The following is a 23,498-nucleotide window of genomic DNA, read 5'->3' on the forward strand; positions in this document are numbered from 1 at the left end:
GTCATCAGCTCACCGCGACGGAATCTTCAGCCAGCACGCACCTTACCGTCCGGCCGGGAGCAAGCACCACGTCCGGAGGCAGGCGCTCCGTGCAACGCTGCTGTGCGTGGGCGCAGCGGGGGGCGAAGGAGCAGGCCGCGGGCGCCGCATCCAGCGACGGCGGGGTGCCGGGAATGGTCTGGAGCCGCGCGCCGCGCCTGGCGCCGTGCACGGTGGAGGCGAGCAGCCCCTGGGGATAGGGGTGCTGCGGCGTGCGCACGATCTCCCCCAGGGTGCCGGTCTCCACGATCTGACCGGCATACATCACCGCCACCTTGTCGCAGATCTCGATGGCCACCCCGATATCGTGGGTGACGAAGATGACCGACATGCCCATCTCCCGCTGCAACTCGCGCAGCAGCAGCAGGATCTGGATCTGCACCGTGGCGTCGAGGGCCGTGGTGGGCTCGTCGGCCAGCAGGATCTTGGGCTTGCAGGCGAGCGCCAGGGCGATCATGGCGCGCTGGCGCATGCCGCCGGACATTTCGTGCGGATAGGCGTCAAGGCGGCGCTTCGCCGAGGGGATGCGCACCAGCTCCAGCATCTCCAGCGCCCGCGCCCGGGCGGCGGCATCGCTCGCGCCCTCATGGCGCTTCACCGATTCCGCGATCTGCTGGCCGATGGTGTAGACCGGGTCCAGCGCCAGCGCCGGCTCCTGAAAGATCATGGAAACGGTGCGCCCGCGGAAGGCGGAGAGGGTGGCGTCGTCCATGGCCAGCACGTCCTGCCCCGCCACGCTGACGCTGCCACTGATGACGGTTCGCTTCTTGGGCAAAAGGCGCATGAGCGCGCGCATGGTGACGCTCTTGCCGGAGCCGGATTCCCCCAAGAGGCCCAGCACCTCGCCTTCGCCGAGGGAGAGCGAGACGCCGTTCACCGCATAGACCGTGCGCTCGCCGGTGAAGCGGATGGTGAGGTCGCGGATGTCCACCAGGGGCGCGTTCATGGCGTGGCTCCCGCATTGGGCGCGCGGCTGTGGCCGGAGCCGGGAACGACCATGTGGCAGGCGGCAGCATGGGCGCCGCCCGCCACCGGCGACAGGGGAGGGCAGGCCTCGGCGCAGACCGGCTCGAAGAAGGCGCAGCGGGTGTGGAAGCGGCAGCCCGGCGGCGGATCGATGGGGTTGGGCGGATCGCCGGTGATGGGCGGCTCCTGCGTGCGCCGGTCGGGATCGAGGGCCGGCATGGCGGCGAGCAGGGCGCGCGTATAGGGATGGGCCGGGCCGTCCCACACCTCGTCCACCGGGCCGATCTCCACCACCTGGCCCAGATACATCACCAGCACCCGGTCGGAGATGTAGCGCACCACGTTGAGGTCGTGGCTGATGAAGAGATAGGTGAGGCCGAACTCGCGCTTGAGGTCGGTGAGCAGGTTCAGCACCTGCGCCTCCACCGACTTGTCGAGCGCCGAGACCGCCTCGTCCAGGATCACGAGGCGCGGCTTCAGCGCCAGGGCGCGGGCGATGTTGACGCGCTGGCGCTGGCCGCCGGAGACCTCGTGGGGGTAGCGGTTGGCGAAGACCTCCGGGCGCAGGCCCACCTTGCCCATCAGCTCGCGGGCGAGCGCCCGCGCCTCCTTGTCGGCCACGCCGTGCACCTTGGGGCCGAAGGCGATGGACTCCTCGATGGTGAGGCGCGGATTGAGCGAGGCGTAGCTGTCCTGGAACACCATCTGCATGCCGCGCCGGAACTCGCGCATGCTGAGCGTCCCACCCACCAGCTCTCCGTCGAACAGGATCTCGCCGGCGTTGCGGGGCATGAGATGCATCAGCAGCCGCGCGGTGGTGGACTTGCCGCAGCCCGACTCCCCCACGATGCCCACCGTCTCGCCCTTGGCGATGGAGAAGGAGACGTCGTCCACCGCCCGCACCGTCTTCTTCTCGGCCAGGAAGCCGCCGCCCACGGGGAAGTGCTTGGTGAGGTTCTTCACGTCGAGCAGCGGCTGGGCCGGCCCGCCGACATCGGGAAGGGGCTCGATGAGGGTCAATTGCGGATGTCCATGGCGCTGCGCAGCCCGTCGCTGAGCATGTTGAAGCAGATGGAGACGGCGAAGATCATCACGCCCGGCAGTGCAGCGACGCCCGGATTGACGTAGATGGCGGTGCGCAGGGTGTTCAGCATCAGGCCCCATTCCGGCTCCGGCGGCTTGGTGCCGAGGCCGAGGAAGGACAGGCCCGAGGCCAGGATCATGGACACCGAGATGAGGCCGGTCGCATAGACGAAGATGGGCCCGAGCACGTTGCCCAGCATGTGCACCCGCATGATGGTGATGGCCCCGGCTCCCGAGGCGCGGGCCGCATCCACGAAGTCGAGGTTGCGCACCGAGGTGGTGACGCTCTCCGCCACGCGGGTGATCTGCGGCACGAACACGATGGTGAGCGAGACGATGGAATTGACCACGCCGGCGCCCAGCACGCCGGAAATGGCGATGGCCAGCAGCACCGAGGGGAAGGCGTAGAACACGTCGATGGTGCGCATGATGACGGTGTTCACCGCCCCGCCCAGATAGCCGGCCAGCAGGCCGAGGCTGGTGCCGATGCCGAAGGCGAGCACCACCGGCAGGATGCCGATGAGCAGCGAGAGCCGCCCGCCATAGATGAGGCGGGAGAGCATGTCGCGGCCCAGTTCGTCTGTGCCGAGCGGGTAGTTGGGCGTGCCGATGTGCCGGAGACGGCGCACCATGGAGCCCTGGTAGGGATCGGCGAGGCCCAGCCAGGGGGCGAAGATGGCGGCCAGCACGATGGCGAGCAGCACCGCCGCGCACACCATGCTCACCTTGTCGCGGGAAAAGCGGCGGCCCACGGTGGCCCAATAGCCGCGGGCCTTCTGGCCCGGGGCGGCCTGGAGGGCGGCGTCGGTTGCGCTCATGTCCTCAGCTCCGCTTGATGCGCGGATCGATGGACGCCTGGGCGATATCGACCACGAGGTTGAGGAAGACGAAGAACAGCGCCAGCACCAGAATGGTGCCTTGCAGCAGCGGGAGGTCGCGCTGGAAGATCGCCGAATTGAGCAGGAAGCCCGTGCCCGGCCAGGAGAACACCGTCTCGATGAGGATGGAGCCGCCGAGCAGGTAGCCGAGCTGCAGGCCCATCACCGCCACCGCGGTGGGGGCGGCATTCTTCACCACGTGGCGGAACACCTGGGTTTCCTTAAGGCCCTTGGAGCGCAGGGCCTCCACGAAATCCTGGGAGAGGATGTCGCCGGTGAGGGCGCGCACGGTGCGGGTCACGATGCCCATGGGGATCACCGACATGGTGACGGCGGGCAGGATGAGGTGGCGCATATGGGCCCAGTCCCACGACCAGCCGCCCGATCCCATGCCCACCGCCGGCAGCCAGTTGAGCCATACCGAGAAGACGATGACCAGCACCATGCCGAGCCAGTAGTGGGGCACGGACACGCCCGCCACGGCGATGGAGGTGGCGAGCTTGTCCACCCATGTATTGCGGAAATAGCCGGCGATGAGGCCGAAGAATACGCCGAAGAAAAACCCGATGAGGGAGGCCGTCACCGCGAGGATGAAGGTGTTGCCCACCGCCTGCGTCACCTCGCTGAGCACCGGGCGGCCGGTGGCGATGGAGGTGCCGAGATTGCCGTGCAGCGCCTGCCAGATCCACAGGCCGAACTGCACCGGCAGCGGCCGGTCGAAGCCGTAGGCGGCGCGCATCTGCGCGGCCAGCTCGGCGGACGCGTCGGGCGGCAGCACCGCCACCAGCGGGTCGCCGGGCGTGATGTGGACGAGCAGGAAACACACCAGCGCGACGGCGATGACGATCGGGATCACATAGATGATCCGCCTCAGGATATAGACCAGCACGGGGCCACCTTGCGCAGGGGGAGGAAAACGCGGGGCGTGTTCAGCGTCCCGCGTTCCGGTTCAAGGCATCACTGCGAGATGGACACCGGCGAGAAGTCCACGAACCAGCTCTTGGGCTGCACGAAGCCCCTGATCCTGGGGCTCATGGCGCGCGGGCCCACGTCGTGCGCCACATAGAGGAAGGCGGCGTCGTCCACCGAGGCGGCGTGCAGCTCCGCGAGCGCCGCGTCGCGCGCGGCCGGCTCGAACGCGGTGCGGGCCTTCTTCACCAGTTCGTCGAACCTGGGATTGTTGATGAAGCCCCAGTTGTTGGACACCGGCGGCGCCATGCCCGACTGCAGGAAGCGCACCATGGCGAAGAAGGGGTCCATGGCCGCATAGGTCACGTTGATGGCGTTGGCGCCGTTGGCGCTCGGGTCCTTGGCGCCCTTGCGCCAGTTGGTGAACAGGGTGTTCCACTCGATCACGTCGAGCTCGACGTCGAAATAGCAGTCCGCCAGCGCCTGCTGGAGATATTCGTTCATGGGCAAAGGCAGCATCTGGCCCGAGCCGGACGCGGAAGTCTGGGTCTTCACCTTCAGCTTCTTGTCGGGGCCATAGCCGGCCTCCTTCATCAGCTTCTGGCCGGCGGCGACATCATATTTGATCTGGAATGTGGGGGTGCCGCGCCAGGGATGGCCGGGCTCCACGGTGCCGGTGGCGGGGGCCATGAGGCCGCCGAGCAGGCCGTCTTTCATGCCCTCGCGGTCGATGCACAGGTTCGCCGCCTTGCGCACGCGGATGTCGTTCCACGGCGAGCCCTCGATGCGGGAGAACTGCCACGGCCACACGTGGGGCTGCTCATTGCTCTCGATCTTGAAGCCGCGGGATTTCAGCTGCGCGATGGCGTCGGGCGCGGGGGCCTCGATCCAGTCCACCTGGCCGGCCATGAGGGCGGCGGTGCGGGCATTGGCCTCGGGCATGGGCAGGAGGACCATCTTATCGGTCTTCGGCACCCGCGCCTTGTCCCAGTAGGCGTCGTTCTTCACCAGTTCCAGCCGCTCGCGGGGCACGAACTTGGTCATCTTCCACGGGCCGGTGCCCGAGGCCTCACGGGCGAAGGCGGTCCAGGCGGCGGCCGCCTTGGCCTTTGCGTCCGCGCCCTCGGCGGCGTCATAGAATTTCTGCCACTGGGCGGGGCTCGCCATGAACAGGTTGGTGAGGTTGTAGGGCAGGAAGCTGTCGGGTTCCTTGGTGGTCAGCTCCACCGTGAGGTCGTCGATCTTCTTCGCCGAGACCAGGGTCGGCATGCGCGAGGCGGTGACGCCCACCTGGCTGGCGTCGAACTGCGGCGCCTCCTTGTTCAGCACCTTGCCCACGTTCCACACCACGGCGTCCGCATTGAAGGGCGAGCCGTCATGGAAGGTGACGCCGGGGCGCAGCTTGAACACCCACTTGGTCTTGTCGGCGTCGTCCACCTTCCACTCGGTGGCAAGGCCGGGGACGAGGACGCTCGGCCTGGTGGCGGAAGACAGGTCCCACAGCACCAGGGCGTCATACATGGTGAGGCCGGTGAAGCGGTTGCCCTCGAAGCCCTGGTCCGGCTGGCCGAGGGTGCGCGGAATGTCGGCGGCGGTCATGCCGATGCGCAGGGTGGTCTCGGCGCCGGCGAGGCCTGGGGCGATGCACGCAAAACCGGTTGCCAGACTGGTGGCCAGCAGAAGGGCGGCGGTCTTCGTGGCGAGGCGACCGGTGCAGATCCGCTTTTCCGTTTTGAGCATCGTGGGTTCCTTATGCGGCGAGACGATCGCCTCAGTAGCAACCCCCGTGCCATTGGCCCCCATCCCGCAGGCAGCCAGCCTTTCCTTGCGGAATGCCATAAAAATTTGTCTATAAATCATCCATGATTTGTCATTGTGCCTAAGCAGGCAGCAGGTTGGGCGCACGAGTATGCGACCCGGCGCTAGGCTGCGCTCCTTGGACATGCTTCCCTTGCACCGGATCGACCCCGCTCGACCGATGAGGCCCGCTTGAAGATCCTCGTTCTCAATGGAAATACCTCCGCGCAGGTGACGGAGCGCATGATTTCATCACTCCGGCCCCGTTGCCCGGAAAGCGTGCAGCTGGTCGGCGCGACGGCGCCCTTCGGCATGCCCTACGTATCCACGCGGGCCGCCGTGGCGGTGGCTGGCCATGCGGTGCAGGAGGCGGTCCGCGCCGCTGTGGAGGGTGAGGCGACCGCGGGCCGGGGCCCCTTCGATGCCTGCCTCTATGCCTGCTTCGGCGAGCCGGGCATCGAGGCGCTGCGCGAGACGCACGCCTTCCCGGTGGCGGGCATGGCGGAGGCGAGCATCCTCACCGCCCTCCAGCTGGGCGCGCGCTTTTCCATCGTCACCCTGGGTGCGGCGTGGCCGGCCATGCTGCGCGACCTGATGCGCCGCGCCGGCTTCGAGGCGCGCTGCGCCGGCTTCGGCGTGGTGCCGGGCGATGCCCTCGCCGTGGCGACGCGCCGGGAGCACGGGCTGCGCGTGGTGCGCGAGGCGGTAGACGAGGTGATCGCCCGCCAGGGGCCGGACGTGGTGATCGTCGGCGGCGCCGCGCTGGCCGGCTACGGCACCGCGCTTGCCGCGCAGGCGCCGGTGCCGGTGCTGGATTCCCTCGTCGTCAGCTTCGAGCAGGCGCTGGCCTTGGCCCGGCTCGGACCTCTCCGGTCCGGGCCCATCCGGCCGGATCGAGTGCCGCAGGATTGAAGCGGGCCATCGCCGGCTTCGGCGCGGGCCGCCAGGATGGGTGTTACGATATTGAAAAACCGGGGTTGGGGGGAAATCATGAAGCGCATCGTCGGTGCCGGCGTCGATCTGTGCCGTGCGTTGCTCGTCGCCTGTGTGACCGGGAGCGCGGGGGGCGCCCTCGCCCAGGCGCCCTGGTCGGCGTCGGACTACCGCGAGCCGGTGACGCTCGCGAGCAAGGACGGCGTGCTGGAAGTCACCCTCACCGCGCACCAGGGAGCGGCGCGGCTCGACACCGCCTCCGGGCCGGTCGGCAATGCGCTCGTGTTCGGCTACAGCCTCGTGCGCGGCACCGCGACCAACGGCCCGGCCAGCGCGACCGACGCGTATCCGGCTCCAACCCTCCAGGTCTTTCCCGGCGAAACCCTGATCATCAACCTGGAGAACGGGCTGAAGGACCTGACCATCCGGGACTTCTACGATCCGAAATACACGGCGACGGACGGCACGGTTCCCATCTCTCCCGAGCCGCTCCGGGACTCCCCGATCAACCTGCACACCCACGGCCTGCACGTCAGCCCGAAGGGCAATTCGGACAACGTGCTCCTGCACCTGCCGGCGGGCAGCGCGAACACCTATGTCTACCGCATCCCCACCAACATGCCGCAGGGCGCCTACTGGTATCACCCGCACCTGCACACGCTCACGGCGGCCCACGTCTATCTCGGCCTCGCCGGAATACTTTCTATCGGCCGCCTCGACGGCAACCTCCCGGTGGTGACGCAGAAGGCCATTCCGATCCGCAACATGGCGTTGCAGTACAATTTCGTGTTCGATCGGCAGGGGCCGAACCCGCAGCTCAACACTGCGAACTGGCCGCAATTCGTCAGCACGCTCGAACCGCCCGCCGAGGGGGCGCTGGCGAACGGCACCTATCGGCCGGTGCTGGCGCCGGTGAACTTCAGCGCGTCGCGGCCGGGCACGCGCTTTGCCACCGTGTGGTATGCCGGGCCGCTCTCGATCCACAACATGCGCGGGCGCTTCCAGTTCATTCCCAACACCCTGCAGAGCTTCACCGCCCGCGACGGCGCCGCCGGCAACGTGCCCGCCGATCCCTCGCTCCCCGACCATCTGCGCGATGTCCAGTTCACGGTGAACGGCCAGTTCCAGCCCACCCTGCGCAGCCGGCCCGGACAGACCGAGATCTGGGTTCTCTCCAACATCAGCGACATCGCCTACATGAACGTCCGGCTTACCGAGACCGCGACGGGGCGCCATCCCCGGATCGCCATCGTGGGACAGGACGGCAATCCCAGCCCCGCCGTGCGCTTTCCGGTGGAGGAGGGCGGGACGCGGCTCCTGATCCCGCCGGCCTCGCGCTTCGCCATCGCGGTGACCATGCCCGAGAGCGGAGACCTCATCCTCGAAATGCCGCCTTTGGGCGGCGGCGCGCGGACGGAGAATGCGCCGGGCATCCTCTACACCAGCAACGGCACGGAAAACCCGCCGGCGGTGCTCGGCACGCTCAGCGTGGCGCCGTGGGCCGTCAGCTATTATGACGGCTTCTTCTTCTTCCCGACCCAGCTGCTCATGCGCGCCATCCCCGCAGGGGAGAAGGGCACCGCGACCGCCTTCATCGAAGGCGAGGCGCTGGGCGCCTACCATTCGTTCGAGGACCTGTCGCAACTGAAGCCGGATGTGACCCGCCACATCCTCATCAATGGCGGCTTCCTCAACGATCTCGCCAGCAAGGCCGACCCCAAGTCCTTCATTTACGCCTTCGACAGCAAGGCTTTTCCCAACGTTCCCCTGATCCAGCCGCGCCTCGGCTCGGTGGAGGAGTGGGTGTTCCGCAACGAGAACAATGACGAGCACCCCATCCACGTCCACGTGAACGATTTCCAGGTCACCGCCCTGTTCGACCCCACCGTGGACCTGAGGCTCGGGCCGGTGATGCAGGGCATCGACAACATCAACGTGCCCGCGCCCAATCTCGGACCGGAAGAAGCGGTGATCGAGGCCGGCACCCTCTCCATCCGGACCCGGTTCGAGGACTATGCCGGCCTGTTCGTCATGCACTGCCACCGCCTCAACCACGAGGACAACGGCCTGATGGCGATGGTCAATGTCATCCCCGCCGTCTCGTCCTACGCGGTCTCGGTTCCGGGCGCGCCGGGGCGTCCGGCGACGGTGCGGGTGCTCGACGGCAACGGCGACCGGCCCATCGCCACCGTGGTCCCGTTCGCCGGATACGAGGGTGCGGTCCAGGTCGCCATGGGTGACGTGGACGATGACGGGGTCCATGACCTCGTCGTGGGCGCAGGGCGCGGCCATGCGCCGGAGGTGGTGGTCTATTCGGGCGCCGCCAAAGTGGGGGTGGCCCCCTTCACGCGGGAGTTCATCCGCTTCGCCGCCTTCGACGCCACGGCGCGGGGCGGCGTCAGCGTCGCGGTGGCGCAGATCGACGGGACGACGGCGGACAATATCGTCGTCGGCTCGGGGCCCGGCGCCAGGAGCGAGGTGAAGGTCTTCCGCTCGACGCGCATGCCCTCCGGCTGGGCGCCGGGCGTGTTCTCGTCGTTCAGCCCCTATGGCGACGACCGCTCCGGCGTGAGTGTCAGCACCGGTTTCGTGGATTTCTCCACCGGCCGCCAGAGCATCGTGACGGCGCCGGGGCCCGGCGTGCCGGCGCAGGTGAAGGTGTTCGCGTTCCCGCTGTTCGGCAAGGCCGGTGCCGGCCGCACCGGTGGCCCCGTCGCCGCGCCGGCGGGCGCGGCCTTCGGTCAAATCTCCACCGCCGGCTTCTCCCCCTTCGAGAATGTGTGCCGGGGCAGCACCGATCCCGCCGAGCCGGTCAACACGGCCACCTTCGCCCCCTTCGGCGAGGGCTATACGGGCGGCGTTACGCTCGCCACCGGCTGGCTGGCCGGCGTGCTCGGCGGGGCTGAGCGGATCATTGCCGGCCAGCTCGACGGCGGCGTGGTCAAGGTGTTCACCAGCGGCTCGGCCCTCGACGGAGGGCCGCCCATGTATCTCCACAGCGCGGCGGCCCATCCCGCCGTCGCGTTCCGGGAGATGGCGTCCTTCCTCCCCTTCGGCGCGGGCGGCCGGGGCCTCAGCATCGCCACCACGAGCACCACCGAGGGGGCCGACCTCCTGGTCGGCGGCCTCGCCGGCGCGGGGAACGCCGCCATGGTCCGTCGCTTCGGCTTCGTCCGGCCCGACCCGACCGCCCAGGCGGTGAAGGCCGAACTGGTGGGCGAGGCGGCCTTCGCGGCGTCCGGGCCGCTCACCCTCGGCGGCGATTGAGGTGCCGTGGGCAGCCTTCAGGCCGGGCCGGCGTCCTTCGGCGCGGCCTGCATGGAGTCGTCGCGGCCTTCGTGCACCAGCACGCGCCCCAAGGGCGTGCCGGAGGTGTGGAGCATGATGGACCAGGCATCCGCCTCCGCCCGCGCCTTGGGTTCGGCGCCAGCTCCGCGAACGCAATTGCCCCGTCTGTCCGAGCCAGTCGCGGCAGGTGAGCCGCAGATCGGCGCCCACCACCGCGGCGGCGCCGGGATCGCGCGCCAGGCTGGCGGGGAAACCGGTGCCAGCCTGATGAATCCGGGCAAGGTCCTGCGCGTGGGGGCATAGCGCATCCGGGCACAAATTCCGGTCGGCAATGCAGGCGCGGCCGGTCCGGTCCCAGGCGTGGGACGGGACGCGCATGCGCCCTTGACAAGCCCTCCCGGCGATGAGACCGTTTGTCCGACAAAGCGGATAAACGCCAGTATGTCCGACAATATTGCTGACCGTTTCGATCGCATCCGGGTGCCTTCGGCCTATGAAATGGTTGCCGACGCCATCGAGAGCGAAATCGTGTCCGGACGGCTCAGGCCGGGGGACGAGATCGGCACCGAGGCGGCGCTGGTCCGGCAGTTCGGCGTCAATCGCTCCACCGTTCGCGAGGGCATCCGCGTGCTGGAGCAGGGCGGCCTCGTGCGGCGGGAGGCCGGGCGCAAGCTCTATGTCTGCGAGCCCCGCCACAGCGCCCTGTCCAGCCGCATGAGCCGCGCGCTGGTGCTGCAGGACGTCACCTTCCGCGAATTGTTCGACACCGCGCTGATCCTGGAGGTGGGGGCGGTGGAAGGGGCGGTGGCCCATGCGGATGACGACGTGATCGCCGCCCTCGAGGCCAACCAGTCGCGGATCGAGGAGGCCATCGGCAATCCGGTCCTTCTGTCGGAGATCGACACCGAATTCCATGCCCTCGTCGCCCATGCCTCCCGGAACCGGGTGCTGGAACTGGCGCGCGAGCCGGCGGCCATCCTTTTCTTTCCTTCATCCGAGATGATCTGCCGGCGGGTGCCGGAGGGCGGGCCGCGCATGGTGGAGGCCCACCGCAGGATCATCGACGCCATCAAGGCGCGCGATCTCGACCTCGCGCGCACCTGGATGCGCCGTCACCTCGTGGACTGGCGCAAGGGCTTCGTGCGCGCCGGCCGCGAGATCGACGCGCCGGTGGAGCGCATCTTCGCGCGTTACGCCTTGAGCCGTTCCTCGATCTGAGGCAGCGGTGAAACGTCATCAAAGATCCCCGGACACAAGAACCGGGGACTGGTCGCAAAAGACCGCGTCGGTAACCCTTGGGAGGGGAAACGTCTTGATCACGCTGAACTCGGCCGTTCGCGCCGGGCGGCGCTGCTGCGCCGCCTTGTCGTCGGGGGAGGGGCCATGATGCGCCCGGCCCCCGGCCCCCTCGCGCCCGCCCATCTGGCCGTTTCCGGGCTCAGCCTGTCGTTCGGCGGGCTCAAGGCGCTCACCGATGTCTCGTTCGAGGTGCGGCCGGGCACCATCACCGCCCTCATCGGGCCGAACGGCGCCGGCAAGACCTCGCTCTTCAACTGCATCTCGGGTTTCTACCGGCCGCGCGAGGGGTACATCCGCCTCGACGCGCGGGACATCACCGCCACCCATCCGCCGGCGCGGGCGAAGGCCGGGCTGGCGCGCACCTTCCAGAACATCGCCTTGTTCAAGGGCATGACGGTGCTCGACAACATCAAGCTCGGCCGCCACGCCCACATGCGCACCAATCTGCTTGAGGCGCTTTTCTACTGGGGCGCCGCCCGGCGCGAGGAGATGGATCTGCGGGCCGAGGTGGAGCGGCGGATCATTGATTTCCTGGAGATCGACCACATCCGCAACAAGCCGGTGGCCTCGCTGTCCTACGGCCTGCAGAAGCGGGTGGAGCTCGCCCGCGCGCTCGCCATGCGGCCGCGCCTGCTCATGCTCGACGAGCCGGTGGCGGGCATGAACCGCGAGGAGACCGAGGACATGGCCCGCTTCATCCTCGACGTGAAGGAGGAGTGGGGCATCTCCATCCTCATGGTGGAGCACGACATGGGCATGGTGATGGACATCTCTGACCATGTGGTGGTGCTCAATTTCGGCAAGGTGATCGCGCAGGGGCCGCCGGTTGAGGTGCAGGGCGATCCGCAGGTGGCAGCCGCCTATCTCGGCAGCGGCAACCCGGCCGAGCTGATGCGGCGCCTTTCCGCCATCGGGGAGGCCGCCTGATGGACTGGCTGTTCTTCGCCGAGGTGACGCTGGCGGGCCTCGGCTCCGGGGCGCTGCTGGCGCTCACCGCGCTGGCCTTCGTGCTGATCTACAAGGCGACGCGGGTCATCAACCTCGCGGTGGGCGAGATCCTGATGCTCGGCGGCTACCTGTTCTTCGCCTTTTCCGCCGGCTTCGGGCTGCCGGTGTGGGCGGCGATCCCGCTCGCCATCGCGGGGGGCGGCGCGGTGGGGGCGCTGGTGGAGCGCGCCCTGATCCGGCCCATGCTGGGGGAGACGCCCATCTCCGTCTTCATGGTCACGGTGGGGCTCGGCTCGGTGCTCATGGGTGTGGCGGAACTGGTGTGGAACACCGATCCGCGGGCGCTCCCGGACTTTATGGGCGCCACCCCGGTGTTCATCGGCGAGGCCTATGTCTCCCGCAAGATCGCGGTCGGCTTCGTGGTGGCGGGGGTGGTCATCGCCCTGTTCCTGCTGCTGTTCCGCTTCTGGCGCGGCGGAGTGGCGCTCAGGGCCACCGCGAGCGACCAGGCGGCGGCCTATTCCTGCGGCATCAACGTGCCCGGCGTGTTCTCGCTGGCCTGGATCGTCGCCTGCGCCACTGCGGCGGGGGCGGGCATCCTGGTGGGCGCCATCGGCGGCATCTCGCCTACCATGGGGGTGTTCGGCCTCTCGGCGCTGGTGGTGGTGATCATCGGCGGGCTGGACAGCGTGCTGGGCGCGCTGGTGGGGGGCCTCCTCATCGGCCTCGTGGAGGCCTGGGCCGGCACCTATCTCGGTGGCGAGTTCAAGCTCGTCACCACCTTTTCCCTCCTCATCGCGGCGCTGATGATCCGGCCCTACGGCCTGTTCGGCACCGTTGAAATCGAGCGGCTCTGATGCGCATCGCCACCGCCAAGGAAACCTACATCGCCGACGAAGGCTTGCTGACCACGAACACCCAGCGGGCCTGGATGATCGTGCTCGCCCTCGTGCTGGCCCTCGCGCCGTTCGTGCTGAACGCCTACTGGCTGTATCTGGCCTGCCTCGTCGCCATCAACGTGGCGAGCGCCACGGGGCTCAACATCCTCACCGGCTATACCGGCCTCGTAAGTCTCGGGCAGGCCGCCTTCATGGCGGTGGGCGCCTATGCGGTGGCGTTCCTCGACGGGCATCTGGGCACGCCCTTCCTTCTCAACATCCTCGCGGCGGGGCTGATCGCGGCGGCGGTTGGGGTGCTGGTGGGGGTGCCGAGCCTGCGGGTGAAAGGGCTTTATCTCGCCATCGCCACCATCGCCGCCTCCTTCATCCTGCATTTCGTCTTCACCAACTGGGTGTCGGTGACGGGCGGCATGAGCGGGGTGAACGTGGCGCCGGCGCGCCTGTTCGGCATCGAACTGGCCTCGCCGTTCGCGCTTTACTTCGTCATCGTGCCCGTCACGGCGCTGATGGTGCTGGGCGCGGCCAACCTGTTCCGCACCCGCATCGGCCGCGCCTTCATCGCCATCCGCGATCGGGACATCTCGGCCGAGGTGCTGGGCATTCCGCTTTTACAATACAAGCTCATGAGCTTTGCCCTGTCGTCCTTCTACGCCGGGGTGGCGGGGGGCATGTGGGCCTATTTCTTCCGCGTGGTGACGCCGGAAAGCTTTCCGTTTGCCACCTCCATCTTCTTCCTGGCGGCGGTGATCGTGGGCGGGCTCGGCACCATCCTCGGCCCCATCCTCGGCGCCGCCTTCATGACGCTGGTGCCGGAGCTGCTGAAATACGTGGTGGAGTGGCTCGGCCCGGTCTTCCCCAATGCAGGGGCGGCGCTGTCGCCGGTGCGCACCATCGTGTTCGGCGCACTCATCATCTTCTTCCTGGTATTCGAGCCGCAGGGACTGGCGGAGATCGTGCGCCGCGTCCGCCGCTTCTTCCATTTGTGGCCGTTCAAGACCTGACGAAACGCGAAATCGCGGCGTCGAAGTAAAGTCCAAGAAGACAACGGAGGAAACGCCAAATGACGGATCTGAACCGACGCGACATCCTGGGCCTTGCCGCCACGGCGGGCCTTGCATCCACGTTCTTTTCCCCCCTGACCGCCTTTGCCGACGAGAAGGAGCTGGTGATCGGCGGCTCCATCCCGCTCACCGGCGTGTTCGCCTTCGCCGGCGTCGCCATCGAGGCGGGCATCTCGGATTTCGTGAAGATCACCAACGAGGCGGGCGGCGTCGCCGGCCGCAAGCTGCGCCTTGCCTATGAGGACACCGCCTACAAGGTGGACCAGTCGGTGGCGGTCTTCAACAAGCTGACCACCCAGAACGACATCCACCTCTATTACGGCGACTCCACCGGCTTCGCGAAGACCATCAACGAGGAATTGAACCGCCGCGGCACCATCCTGATGGCGGGGGCCTCCTTCGGCAGCGAGCTGAACAATCCGGAAAAGTACCCGTTCCAGTTTATGGCCGGTCCCGACTATGTGGAGATGATCGCCATCCTGCTCGAATACATCGCGAAAGAGCAGAAGGGCGCGAAGATCGTCTTCGTGAACTCAGATACCGAGTTCGGCCGTGACCCCATCGAGGCCAGCGTGAAGCGCGCCAAGGAGATGGGGCTGGAGGTGGTCGGGCAGATCGTCACCCCGCCCACGGCGGTGGATGTCTCCACCGAGATCCTGAAGCTGCGCCGCGCCAATCCGGACTTCACCATCTTCCACGGCTACGTGCTGGCGCCGCTGCCGGAATTCCTCTCCCAGGCCAAGCAGCTGGGGCTGAAGAGCCGGTTCATGGGCACCTTCTGGTCCATGGACAATTCGCTGTGGGCCAATGTGGGCGCGCCGGCGGACGGCTTCATGGGTGTGATGCCCTACCGCTATTATTACGACACCGCTCCCGACGCGCCCATCCTGGAGAAGATCAGGAAGCTTCGGCCCACCTACCAGGCCACGGGCTACATGCAGGGCTTCCTCACCGCCATGCTGATGACCGAGGCCGCCAGGCGCACGCTTCAGGCAGGCAAGGCGCTGGACGCGAAAAACCTCAAGGCGGCACTCAACACCATCAAGGATTTCGACACCGGCGGCATCATCGGCGTGCCCATTTCCATTCCGGGCAATTCGGTGCCGGTGGGGCGCATCTATTCCTACAGCGCCGCCGACAAGCAGATGAAGCCGGCCTCCGACTGGATCAGCCTGAAGAAGTGATGAAGATGACCGCGAAGGCCATGCTCGAGATCAGTAATATCGAGGTCGTCTACAACCGGACGGTCCAGGTGCTGCGCGGCCTCTCCCTGCGGGTGGAAGAGGGGCAGGTGGTGGCCCTGCTCGGCTCCAACGGGGCCGGCAAGTCCACCACGCTCAAGGCCGTCTCCAACCTGCTCCAGCTGGAGGATGGCGCGGTGACGGCGGGCGCCATCGCCTTCGACGGCGCGCCGCTCGCAGAACTCACCCCCCATGGGCTGGTGCGGCGCGGGCTGTTCCACGTCATGGAGGGCCGGCGCATCTTCGAGGACCTCACGGTGGAGGAAAACCTCGTCGCCGCCACCTATGCCTTGACCGGGCGGGCGGGCAAGCCCGCCTCGTTCGATGCGGTCTACGCCTATTTCCCCCGCCTTTATGAGCGCAGGAGCGGGCGGGCCGGGTACCTGTCCGGCGGCGAGCAGCAGATGCTCGCCATCGGCCGCGCGCTGGTGGCCGAGCCCAAGCTCATCCTGCTGGACGAGCCCTCCCTGGGCCTGTCGCCGAAGCTGGTGGAGGAGATCTTCACCATCATCGCCCGCATCAACCGCGAGCGCGGCGTGTCCATGCTGCTGGTGGAGCAGAACGCCGCCGTGGCGCTGGCCGTCTCCCATTACGGCTACATCATGGAGACCGGCAAGATCGTGCTCGACGGCCCCACGCAGCGGCTGATGGCGGATGAGGACGTACGCGAATTCTATCTCGGCATGGCCGGGGAGCGGGGCGAAAAAAGCTACCGCGACATCAAGCACTACAAGCGCCGCAAGCGCTGGCTTTCGTGAGAGGCGCGCCATGGACCCCGCCATGAATTCTGCCATGACCCGCCCCGACTTTCCCGCCCTGACCCTGCCGCAGATGCTGCGCCTCCATGCCGAGCGGCAGGGCGAACGCACCGCGATCCGCCAGAAGGATTTCGGCATCTGGAACCCGGTCTCCTTCAAGGACTATTTCGCCCGCGCCGCCGCGGTGGGCCACGGCCTCCGTTCGCTCGGCCTTGGCGAAGGCGGGCATGTGGCGGTGCTCTCGGAAAACCGCATCGAATGGGTGCTGGCCCAGCTCGGCGCCGGCCTCGCGGGGGCGGTGACGGTGGGAGTCTATCCCACCAGCCCAGCCAACGAGGTGGCTTATGTGCTCGGCCATTCGGATACGCAGGTTGTGGTGTGCGAGGACCAGGAGCAGGTGGACAAGGTGCTGGAGCGGCGCGCCGAACTGCCGCTGCTGAAGCATATCGTGGTGATGGAGAAGAAGGGCCTGCGCGCCTACGCGCCCGGCACCGTGCTGTCGTTCGACGACCTCGTGGAGGCGGGCGCGCGGCACGGCCAAGCCCATCCCGGCCTCATCGGGGAGGTGCTGGCGCGCCAGTCCCTCACCGACATCGCGCTGATGATCTACACCTCCGGCTCCACCGGCAAGCCGAAGGGGGCGATGCTCACCTACGGGAATCTGCGGGCGCAGGCCATCGCCATCGCCGAGCGGCTGGGGCTCGATGCCGAGACCACCCACGTCTCCTACCTGCCCCTGTGCCATGTGGCCGAGCAGATGCTCACCACCATGACGCCGCTCTATCTCGGCTCGCAGGTGAATTTCGGCGAGTCCATCCGCACCATCCAGGAGGATCTGCGGGAGGTGGCGCCGAGCATGTTCCTCGGCGTGCCGCGCATCTGGGAGAAGCTGCACGCCTCCATCTACATCAAGATGCTGGAGGCGGGCGGGGTGCGCCGCGCCCTGTTCGAGCGCCTCATGGCGGCGTGCCAGCCCTTCGCCGAGACGGCGCCGGCAAAGCGGACGCTGTACCAGCGGGCGGTGTTCCTCATCGGCTGGCTGCTGTTCTTCCGGGCGCTGCAGAACTTCATCGGCCTGCGCAAGGCGAAGGTGGCCATGACGGGGGCGGCGCCCATCTCGCCTCACATCGTGCGCTTTTTCCGCACCATCGGCGTGCCGCTCATCGAGGTCTATGGCGCCACCGAGACCAGCGGCATGGCCACCGGGCAGCGCCTGTCCAACCTCGTGCCCGGCTGCGTGGGACCGGCGGCGGAGGGGGTGAGCCTTGCCCGTGGCGATCACGGCGAGCTGCTGGTGAAGGGCGGCATCGTGTTCGCGGGCTACTACAAGAGCGCGGAGGCCACCGCGGCCGCCCTGCGCGACGGCTGGCTCCACACCGGCGACGTGGTGGAGTTCGTGAACGGCCAGGTGAAGATCGTCGATCGCCTGAAGGACATCATGATCACGGCGGGGGGCAAGAATCTCAGCCCGTCGGAGATCGAGAACGTGGCCAAGGGCAGCGCCTTCATCAAGGAATGCATCGTCATCGGCGAGGCGCGCAAATACGTCTCGGCCCTCATCCAGATCGATTTCGAGACGGTGGGCAAATGGGCCGAGGAGAACGGCATCTCCTACACCAATTTCCGCAATCTCGCGGAGAACCCGAAGGTGCGCGCGCTGATCGAGGGCGAGGTCGCCAGGGCCAACGGTCAGCTGGCGCAGGTGTCCCACATCCGGCGCTTCCACCTCCTCACCAAGGAGCTGGACCATGACGACGACGAGGTGACCGCGACGATGAAGGTGCGGCGCTCCAACATCCAGAAGAAGTATGCGGCGGAGATCGAGAGCCTCTACGCGACGGCTTGAGGGGGCGCTGCTTCGACTGGGTCCGCGCCGGAACCCTCCCCCGCTAGCGAGGGGAGAGGGGGCCGACGGCGCATGTTTTCAAACGCAGACCCCGCCTTCACCCCACGGGCGCGAACGTGACGGCGAGCGCGGTCATGTCGTCGAATTGCGGCGCCGTGCCCGAATGGTGGGCGGCGGCGTCGAGCAGGGCGGCCAGGAAGGCGTCGGCCGGCAGATGCAACGCGCGCAGCGCCGCCGCCTCCAGGCGCGCGTCGCCGAAGGAGATCTCGTCCGTATTGATGGCGTCCGTCAGCCCGTCCGAGAACAGGAACAGCCGATCGCCGGGACCAAGGCGGCCGGTGATGGCACGCGGCCTCATTCCCTCCAGGATGGCGAGGGCCATTCCGGTGGCCTCCGGCCGCTCGATGGCGCCGTCGGCGCGCAGGATCATCGCGTCGGTGTGGCCGCAATTGCAGTAGGTGAGATCGCCGGTCTCAAGGTCGATCACGGCGCAGAACAGGGTGACGAACATGTCCTCCCCGTTGGTGGCGCACAACAGGTCGTTCACCGTGGCGATGGCGGTGGAGAGGTCCGCTTCCCGCCGCAGTCCCATGCGCAGTGCGGTCTGGGTCGCGCTCATGAACAGGGCGGCGGGGGTGCCCTTGCCGGCCACGTCGCCGAGGCTGACCACCAGGTGGCGCTGGTCGATGAGGAAGTAATCGTAGAAATCCCCGCCTACGTCCTTGGCGGGTCGCATGGCGGCGGCGATGTCGGCGCGGCCGGCGAGGGCGTCGGGCGCCAGGGGAGCCGGCAGCATGGAGCGCTGGATGGCGGCGGCATTGGCCATCTCGCGGCGCTCCGCCACCCGCGTCATGATGGCCTCGGCGAGGCGGCGGAAGGAGTGCGAGAAGTCCACCAGCTCCGGCAGCGGATTGCGCAGCTCGTCCAGCAGCTTCAGGTCGAACTCGCGGCGCTCCAGCGCGTTGAGCGCGTTGGCGTAGAAGCCGAAGACGCGGTTGAAGGTCTCGAACCGGCTGCCGAACTGGCGCATCACCGCCGAGAGCAGCGCGGGATAGGCGCGCCCGGCTGCCTCCAGCGCCTCCGACGAGAGCCGCAGGGCGACGAGCTCCGTCGCCGCGTCCACATGGGCGGTGCGCGCGACGCCGGTGAAGGCGGCGATCTCGCCGATCACGGCCGGTGCCGCGAGCCTGGCGAGCTCCACATGGGCATAGGGTGTGTCGATGGTGACCACGGCCGTGCCCTCCACCACCAGCAGGGCGAAGGTTTCGTGAACGCCCCGGCGGATGAGGCGGGTGCCCGGCGGCACCACCATCTTCTCGCCTTCGGAAACGAGGGCGAGCAGCGCCTCGAACGGGAAATCGGCGAAATAGCCATGCTGCGCCATCACGGCGGCCGCGGCCGCGGCCTCGGCGGGGCCGAGGCGATGCGTGTCATCCTGTCGTAGCGTCAGTGGCGGCATGGTTTTTCCCTGGGCGCGCCCACTATAGCCCGCATCGGGCAGGGAGCCTTACTCCAAACGCAGGATGCGGAGCGCACGCGCCAGCACGGCGTAGAGGACCGCCGTGGACCAGCCGAACAGCAGCATGCCGTTTGCCGCCGTGATGGGACCCAGCAGGCGCCACTCGTAGGTCGGGAGAATGTCGCCGTAGCCGAGCGTCGTGAAATTGACGAAGGCGAGATAGTAGACGTCCTTGCGGGGGATGACGCCGAGCAGGTTGTAGAGTTCGGCCCAGATGGCCACCTCGATGAAGTGTCCCAGGGTCAACAGGACCCCGGACATGGCCATCACGATGATGAGCGTCTCGATCTTGCGCCGGGGGGAGAGGTGGCGGGCGGCGATGCGGGCGGCGCGCACCACCAGGATGGTGGCAAGCGCCTGCACCGCGATGGTGAGGACGCTGATGACAGCGCCCACCAGGAATTCTCCGTCAGCAAACATAATGTTGTCGTCCCTGCTCAGGCTCGCCCACCGTTCACCCAAGCCGCCTCGAAGGGCAAGGGACGTGGCGCCGATCAGGCCTCCTGCCGCAGCGCGCATTGATCTTGATCGGTTTCTGTGTATTTTGCGCCGCAATAATCCCTTTCCCGGCGGGCCCGAGCCATTCGGACCCGCGTTTTCGTGCTGGACGCCCATGAAGCTGCGCAACATCGCCATCATCGCCCACGTCGACCACGGCAAGACCACGCTGGTGGATGAGCTGCTCAAGCAGTCGGGCTCCTACCGCGAGAACCAGCGCGTGGCCGAGCGCGTGATGGATTCCAACGACCTGGAAAAGGAGCGCGGCATCACCATCCTGGCCAAGGCCACCTCGGTGGTCTGGAAGGACACGCGCATCAACATCGTCGACACCCCCGGCCACGCCGACTTCGGCGGCGAGGTGGAGCGCATCCTGAACATGGTGGACGGCGCCATCGTGCTGGTGGACGCCGCCGAGGGCCCCATGCCCCAGACCAAGTTCGTGGTGGGCAAGGCGCTGAAGGTGGGGCTCAAGCCCATCGTCGCCATCAACAAGGTGGACCGCTCCGACGCCCGTATCACCGAAGTGGTGAACGAGGTGTTCGATCTGTTCGCGGCGCTCGACGCCACCGACGAGCAGCTCGACTTCCCCATCCTCTACGGTTCCGGCCGCAACGGCTGGATGGCCGACAAGCCGGAAGGCCCCAGCGACCAGGGCATGGCGCCTTTGTTCGATCTCGTGCTGAAACACGTGCCGGAGCCCACCGTGGGCGAGGGCCCGTTCCGCATGATCGGCACCCTGCTGGAAGCCAACCCCTTCCTCGGGCGCATGATCACCGGGCGCATCACCTCCGGCTCCATCAAGCCGAACCAGTCCATAAAGGTGCTGGCCCAGGACGGCTCGCTGGTGGAGCAGGGCCGCGTGTCCAAGATCCTTGCTTTCCGCGGCATCGAGCGCCAGCCTATCGACGAGGGCGTGGCGGGTGACATCGTAGCCATCGCCGGCCTCACCAAGGGCACCGTGGCCGACACCTTCTGCGACCTTAGCGTCGACACGCCGCTGAAGGCCCAGCCCATTGATCCGCCCACCGTCACCATGTCGTTCATCGTGAACGATTCGCCCCTCGCCGGCACCGAGGGCGACAAGGTGACGAGCCGCGTCATCCGCGACCGCCTGTTCCGCGAGGCGGAGGGCAACGTGGCGCTCAAGATCGAGGAATCCACCGAGAAGGATTCCTTCTTCGTCTCCGGCCGTGGCGAACTGCAGCTCGCGGTGCTGATCGAGACCATGCGCCGCGAGGGCTTCGAGCTTGCCGTGTCGCGCCCCCGCGTCGTGTTCCAGAAGGACGAGGCCACCGGCCAGATGCTGGAGCCCATCGAGGAAGTCCTCATCGACGTGGACGAGGAATATTCCGGCACCGTGGTGCAGAAGATGAGCGAGCGCCGCGCCGAGATGGTGGAGATGCGCCCCTCCGGCGGTAACCGCCAGCGCCTCGTCTTCTATGCTCCCACCCGCGGCCTCATCGGCTACCAGTCGGAGCTTTTGACCGACACCCGCGGCACCGCCATCATGAACCGGCTGTTCCACGAATACGCCCCCTACAAGGGCGAGATCGCCGGCCGCGTGAACGGTGTGCTGATCGCCAACGAGCAGGGCGAGGCGGTGGCCTATGCCCTGTGGAACCTGGAAGACCGCGGCCCGATGATCATCGAGCCGGGCTGGAAGGTGTACCAGGGCATGCTGGTGGGCATCCACAACCGGGACAACGACCTGGAAGTGAACGTGCTGAAGGGCAAGAAGCTCACCAACATCCGCACCACCTCCAAGGACGAGGCGGTGCGCCTGACCCCGCCCATCCGCATGACGCTGGAGCGCGCGCTCGCCTGGATCCAGGACGACGAACTGGTGGAGGTGACCCCCAAGTCCATCCGCCTGCGCAAGCGCTACCTCGATCCCAACGAGCGCAAGCGCAAGGAGCGCGAGCGCGAGACCGAGATGGCCTGAGGCCGGACCGGCGCGGTGCCCGCGCCGCACATTCTCGTTTGCATCAAGGCAGGGGCTGCAGCTCCTGCCTTTTTGCTGCGCGGGAGGCGAAGAGGGGCGGCCGGCGATGCCGCCGCCCGCGCCCGATGCCACGGGGCCGCAAAAGGGGCGATGGGCCTCAGCCCTCCGCGACCTCCAGCACCTTGTCCGCGATGGCGAGGCAGCTCGTCAGGCCCGGCGATTCGATGCCGAACAGGTTCACCAGTCCGGCGACGCCGTGGATCGCCGGCCCCTGGATGACGAAATCCTGCGGGCCGCCGCCGGGCCCCGGGATCTTGGGGCGGATGCCGGCATAGCCGGGGGCGAGGTCCTCCTCCCGCACATCCGGCCAGTAGCGGCGGATGGAGCCCAGCATGGCGGCCTTGCGGGCCGGGTCCACGCCGTAGTCGCGCCGTGTCACCCATTCCACGTCCGGTCCGAACCGGCCCTGTCCGCCAAGGTCGAGGGTGAGGTGGGTGCCGAGCCCGCCCGGCTCCGGCACCGGATAGATGAGGCGGCTGAACGGCACTTTGCGCCCGCAGATGAAGTAGTTGCCCTTCGCCAGCGTCTGCTCGGGCACCAGCTGGGCCGGCATGCCGGCGATCCGGCGGGCGAGGTCCGGCGCGTCGAGGCCTGCGGCATTCACCAGCAGGCGGCAGCCGAGGGTGAGGGGCGCGTCGCCGCCGGTGCGCACCTTCAGCCCGCCCGCCGCGGGCTCCGCTCCCGCGAACGGCGCGCCGAGGGCCAGCAGGCCGCCGGCCGCCGCCATGTCCCCGTGCAGGGCCAGCATCAGCCCGTGGGAATCGACGATGCCGGTGGAGGGTGAGAACAAGGCGGCATGCACCTTTAGCGACGGCTCCAGCGCCCGCGCGCCGGCGCCGTCCAGCATCACGAGGTCGCCGACCCCGTTGGCGGCGCCATGGGCGGCGAGCTTTTCCAGATAGGCCACCTCATCCGCGCTGGCGGCGACGATGAGCTTGCCGAGGCGGGAATGGCCGATCCCGTGGCTGGCGCAGAAGGCATAGAGCGCATCGCGCCCCTTGACGCACAGGTCGGCCTTGAGGCTTCCCGGCTCGTAATAGATGCCGGCGTGGATGACCTCGGAATTGCGCGCCGAGATGCCGGTGCCGATGGCCCCGGCGGCCTCGATCAGCACCACCTCGCGGCCGGCCCGGGCGAGGGCACGTGCGATGGCGAGGCCCACCACGCCGGCACCGATGACGATGGCTTCCACCTGATCCATATGCGAGCGTCCGCCTGTTTCCGGCCCATTCCATAGAGCAGCCGGCGCTGATGTGGGTGTGTCGGAGCGGTAGTGTCCCAGTTTGAAAGCCTGCAGCTCTGACTGGGCGAACCGCGGAACCCTCCCCCGCCCGAACTCGGCTGTTGCCGAGTTCGGTTCCCCAAGAGCCGAAGCCGGAAACATCCGGCTTCGGTGCGGGGGAGTGAGGTGGTCCCCGAAAATCGGACAGGGAGTTAAGCTTGGTTCGGCCTGACGGAAGGACGAGCCCGATGACCGGGAAGAGGAAGCGTTATTCAGCGCAGTTCAAGGCGAAGGTGGCCCTGGAGGCGC

General features: G+C 67.9%; 18 protein-coding genes. 10 read left to right on the forward strand and 8 right to left on the reverse strand.

Annotated elements, in window-relative coordinates:
- Positions 1–4: 4 nt before the first annotated feature.
- From K9U40_RS08100 to K9U40_RS08120, 5 genes are all read right to left on the reverse strand, one after another.
- Positions 5–985 (reverse strand): ABC transporter ATP-binding protein, encoded by a 981-nt coding sequence (locus K9U40_RS08100; protein ID WP_282889704.1) that lies wholly within the window; start codon positions 983–985, stop codon positions 5–7.
- Positions 982–2,025, reverse strand: coding sequence for an ABC transporter ATP-binding protein (locus tag K9U40_RS08105; protein WP_282889705.1), 1,044 nt, complete (start codon positions 2,023–2,025; stop codon positions 982–984). The genes K9U40_RS08100 and K9U40_RS08105 overlap by 4 nt, the downstream gene beginning before the upstream one ends.
- The gene (locus K9U40_RS08110) at positions 2,022–2,906 is read right to left on the reverse strand and encodes an ABC transporter permease (RefSeq protein ID WP_282889706.1); all 885 of its coding nucleotides are present in this window, start codon (positions 2,904–2,906) and stop codon (positions 2,022–2,024) included. The genes K9U40_RS08105 and K9U40_RS08110 overlap by 4 nt, the downstream gene beginning before the upstream one ends.
- Positions 2,907–2,910: 4 nt before the next feature.
- Positions 2,911–3,855 carry an ABC transporter permease gene (locus tag K9U40_RS08115; protein ID WP_282889707.1) on the reverse strand — a complete coding sequence of 315 codons (945 nt, stop codon included), beginning with the start codon at positions 3,853–3,855 and terminating at the stop codon, positions 2,911–2,913.
- Positions 3,856–3,923: 68 nt separating this feature from the next.
- The gene (locus K9U40_RS08120) at positions 3,924–5,615 is read right to left on the reverse strand and encodes an ABC transporter substrate-binding protein (protein ID WP_282889708.1); all 1,692 of its coding nucleotides are present in this window, start codon (positions 5,613–5,615) and stop codon (positions 3,924–3,926) included.
- Positions 5,616–5,864: 249 nt separating this feature from the next.
- On the opposite strand from K9U40_RS08120, the gene K9U40_RS08125 reads away from it, so the two are divergent.
- The 9 genes from K9U40_RS08125 (at position 5,865) to K9U40_RS08165 (ending at position 17,945) form a co-directional block, all read left to right on the forward strand.
- Positions 5,865–6,584 carry an aspartate/glutamate racemase family protein gene (locus tag K9U40_RS08125; protein WP_282889709.1) on the forward strand — a complete coding sequence of 240 codons (720 nt, stop codon included), beginning with the start codon at positions 5,865–5,867 and terminating at the stop codon, positions 6,582–6,584.
- A 78-nt stretch (positions 6,585–6,662) separates the two neighbouring features.
- Entirely contained in the window at positions 6,663–9,872 is a 3,210-nt protein-coding gene (locus K9U40_RS08130; RefSeq protein ID WP_282889710.1) for a multicopper oxidase family protein, read from the forward strand.
- Positions 9,873–10,334: 462 nt separating this feature from the next.
- Positions 10,335–11,111, forward strand: coding sequence for a FadR/GntR family transcriptional regulator (locus tag K9U40_RS08135; protein ID WP_282889711.1), 777 nt, complete (start codon positions 10,335–10,337; stop codon positions 11,109–11,111).
- A gap of 165 nt (positions 11,112–11,276) precedes the next feature.
- A complete protein-coding gene (locus K9U40_RS08140; protein ID WP_282889712.1) occupies positions 11,277–12,119 on the forward strand; it encodes an ABC transporter ATP-binding protein in 843 nt (280 codons plus the stop codon).
- Entirely contained in the window at positions 12,119–12,997 is an 879-nt protein-coding gene (locus tag K9U40_RS08145; RefSeq protein WP_282889713.1) for a branched-chain amino acid ABC transporter permease, read from the forward strand. The genes K9U40_RS08140 and K9U40_RS08145 overlap by 1 nt, the downstream gene beginning before the upstream one ends.
- On the forward strand, positions 12,997–14,040 hold the full coding sequence (locus K9U40_RS08150) for a branched-chain amino acid ABC transporter permease (protein ID WP_282889714.1): 1,044 nt from the start codon (positions 12,997–12,999) through the stop codon (positions 14,038–14,040). The genes K9U40_RS08145 and K9U40_RS08150 overlap by 1 nt, the downstream gene beginning before the upstream one ends.
- Positions 14,041–14,099: 59 nt before the next feature.
- The gene (locus tag K9U40_RS08155) at positions 14,100–15,284 is read left to right on the forward strand and encodes an ABC transporter substrate-binding protein (RefSeq protein ID WP_282889715.1); all 1,185 of its coding nucleotides are present in this window, start codon (positions 14,100–14,102) and stop codon (positions 15,282–15,284) included.
- A 5-nt stretch (positions 15,285–15,289) separates the two neighbouring features.
- Positions 15,290–16,099 carry an ABC transporter ATP-binding protein gene (locus K9U40_RS08160; RefSeq protein WP_282889716.1) on the forward strand — a complete coding sequence of 270 codons (810 nt, stop codon included), beginning with the start codon at positions 15,290–15,292 and terminating at the stop codon, positions 16,097–16,099.
- Between the two features lie 22 nt (positions 16,100–16,121).
- A complete protein-coding gene (locus tag K9U40_RS08165; protein ID WP_282889717.1) occupies positions 16,122–17,945 on the forward strand; it encodes an AMP-dependent synthetase/ligase in 1,824 nt (607 codons plus the stop codon).
- 97 nt (positions 17,946–18,042) lie between these two features.
- On the opposite strand, the gene K9U40_RS08170 is transcribed toward K9U40_RS08165, so the two are convergent.
- Together K9U40_RS08170 and K9U40_RS08175 are read right to left on the reverse strand one after the other, a co-directional pair.
- Positions 18,043–19,404, reverse strand: coding sequence for a PP2C family protein-serine/threonine phosphatase (locus tag K9U40_RS08170; RefSeq protein ID WP_282889718.1), 1,362 nt, complete (start codon positions 19,402–19,404; stop codon positions 18,043–18,045).
- 48 nt (positions 19,405–19,452) lie between these two features.
- The gene (locus K9U40_RS08175; protein ID WP_282889719.1) at positions 19,453–19,884 is read right to left on the reverse strand and encodes an ion channel; all 432 of its coding nucleotides are present in this window, start codon (positions 19,882–19,884) and stop codon (positions 19,453–19,455) included.
- A 193-nt stretch (positions 19,885–20,077) separates the two neighbouring features.
- Between K9U40_RS08175 and typA the strand changes: the two genes are divergently transcribed.
- On the forward strand, positions 20,078–21,907 hold the full coding sequence (gene typA, locus K9U40_RS08180; protein ID WP_282889720.1) for a translational GTPase TypA: 1,830 nt from the start codon (positions 20,078–20,080) through the stop codon (positions 21,905–21,907).
- Positions 21,908–22,064: 157 nt separating this feature from the next.
- Here typA and K9U40_RS08185 read toward each other — a convergent pair whose 3' ends face one another.
- Positions 22,065–23,168 carry an NAD(P)/FAD-dependent oxidoreductase gene (locus K9U40_RS08185; RefSeq protein ID WP_282889721.1) on the reverse strand — a complete coding sequence of 368 codons (1,104 nt, stop codon included), beginning with the start codon at positions 23,166–23,168 and terminating at the stop codon, positions 22,065–22,067.
- Between the last annotated feature and the right edge of the window lie 330 nt (positions 23,169–23,498).

The sequence above is a fragment of the Xanthobacter autotrophicus genome (assembly GCF_030015065.1).
GTDB lineage: Bacteria > Pseudomonadota > Alphaproteobacteria > Rhizobiales > Xanthobacteraceae > Xanthobacter > Xanthobacter autotrophicus_D.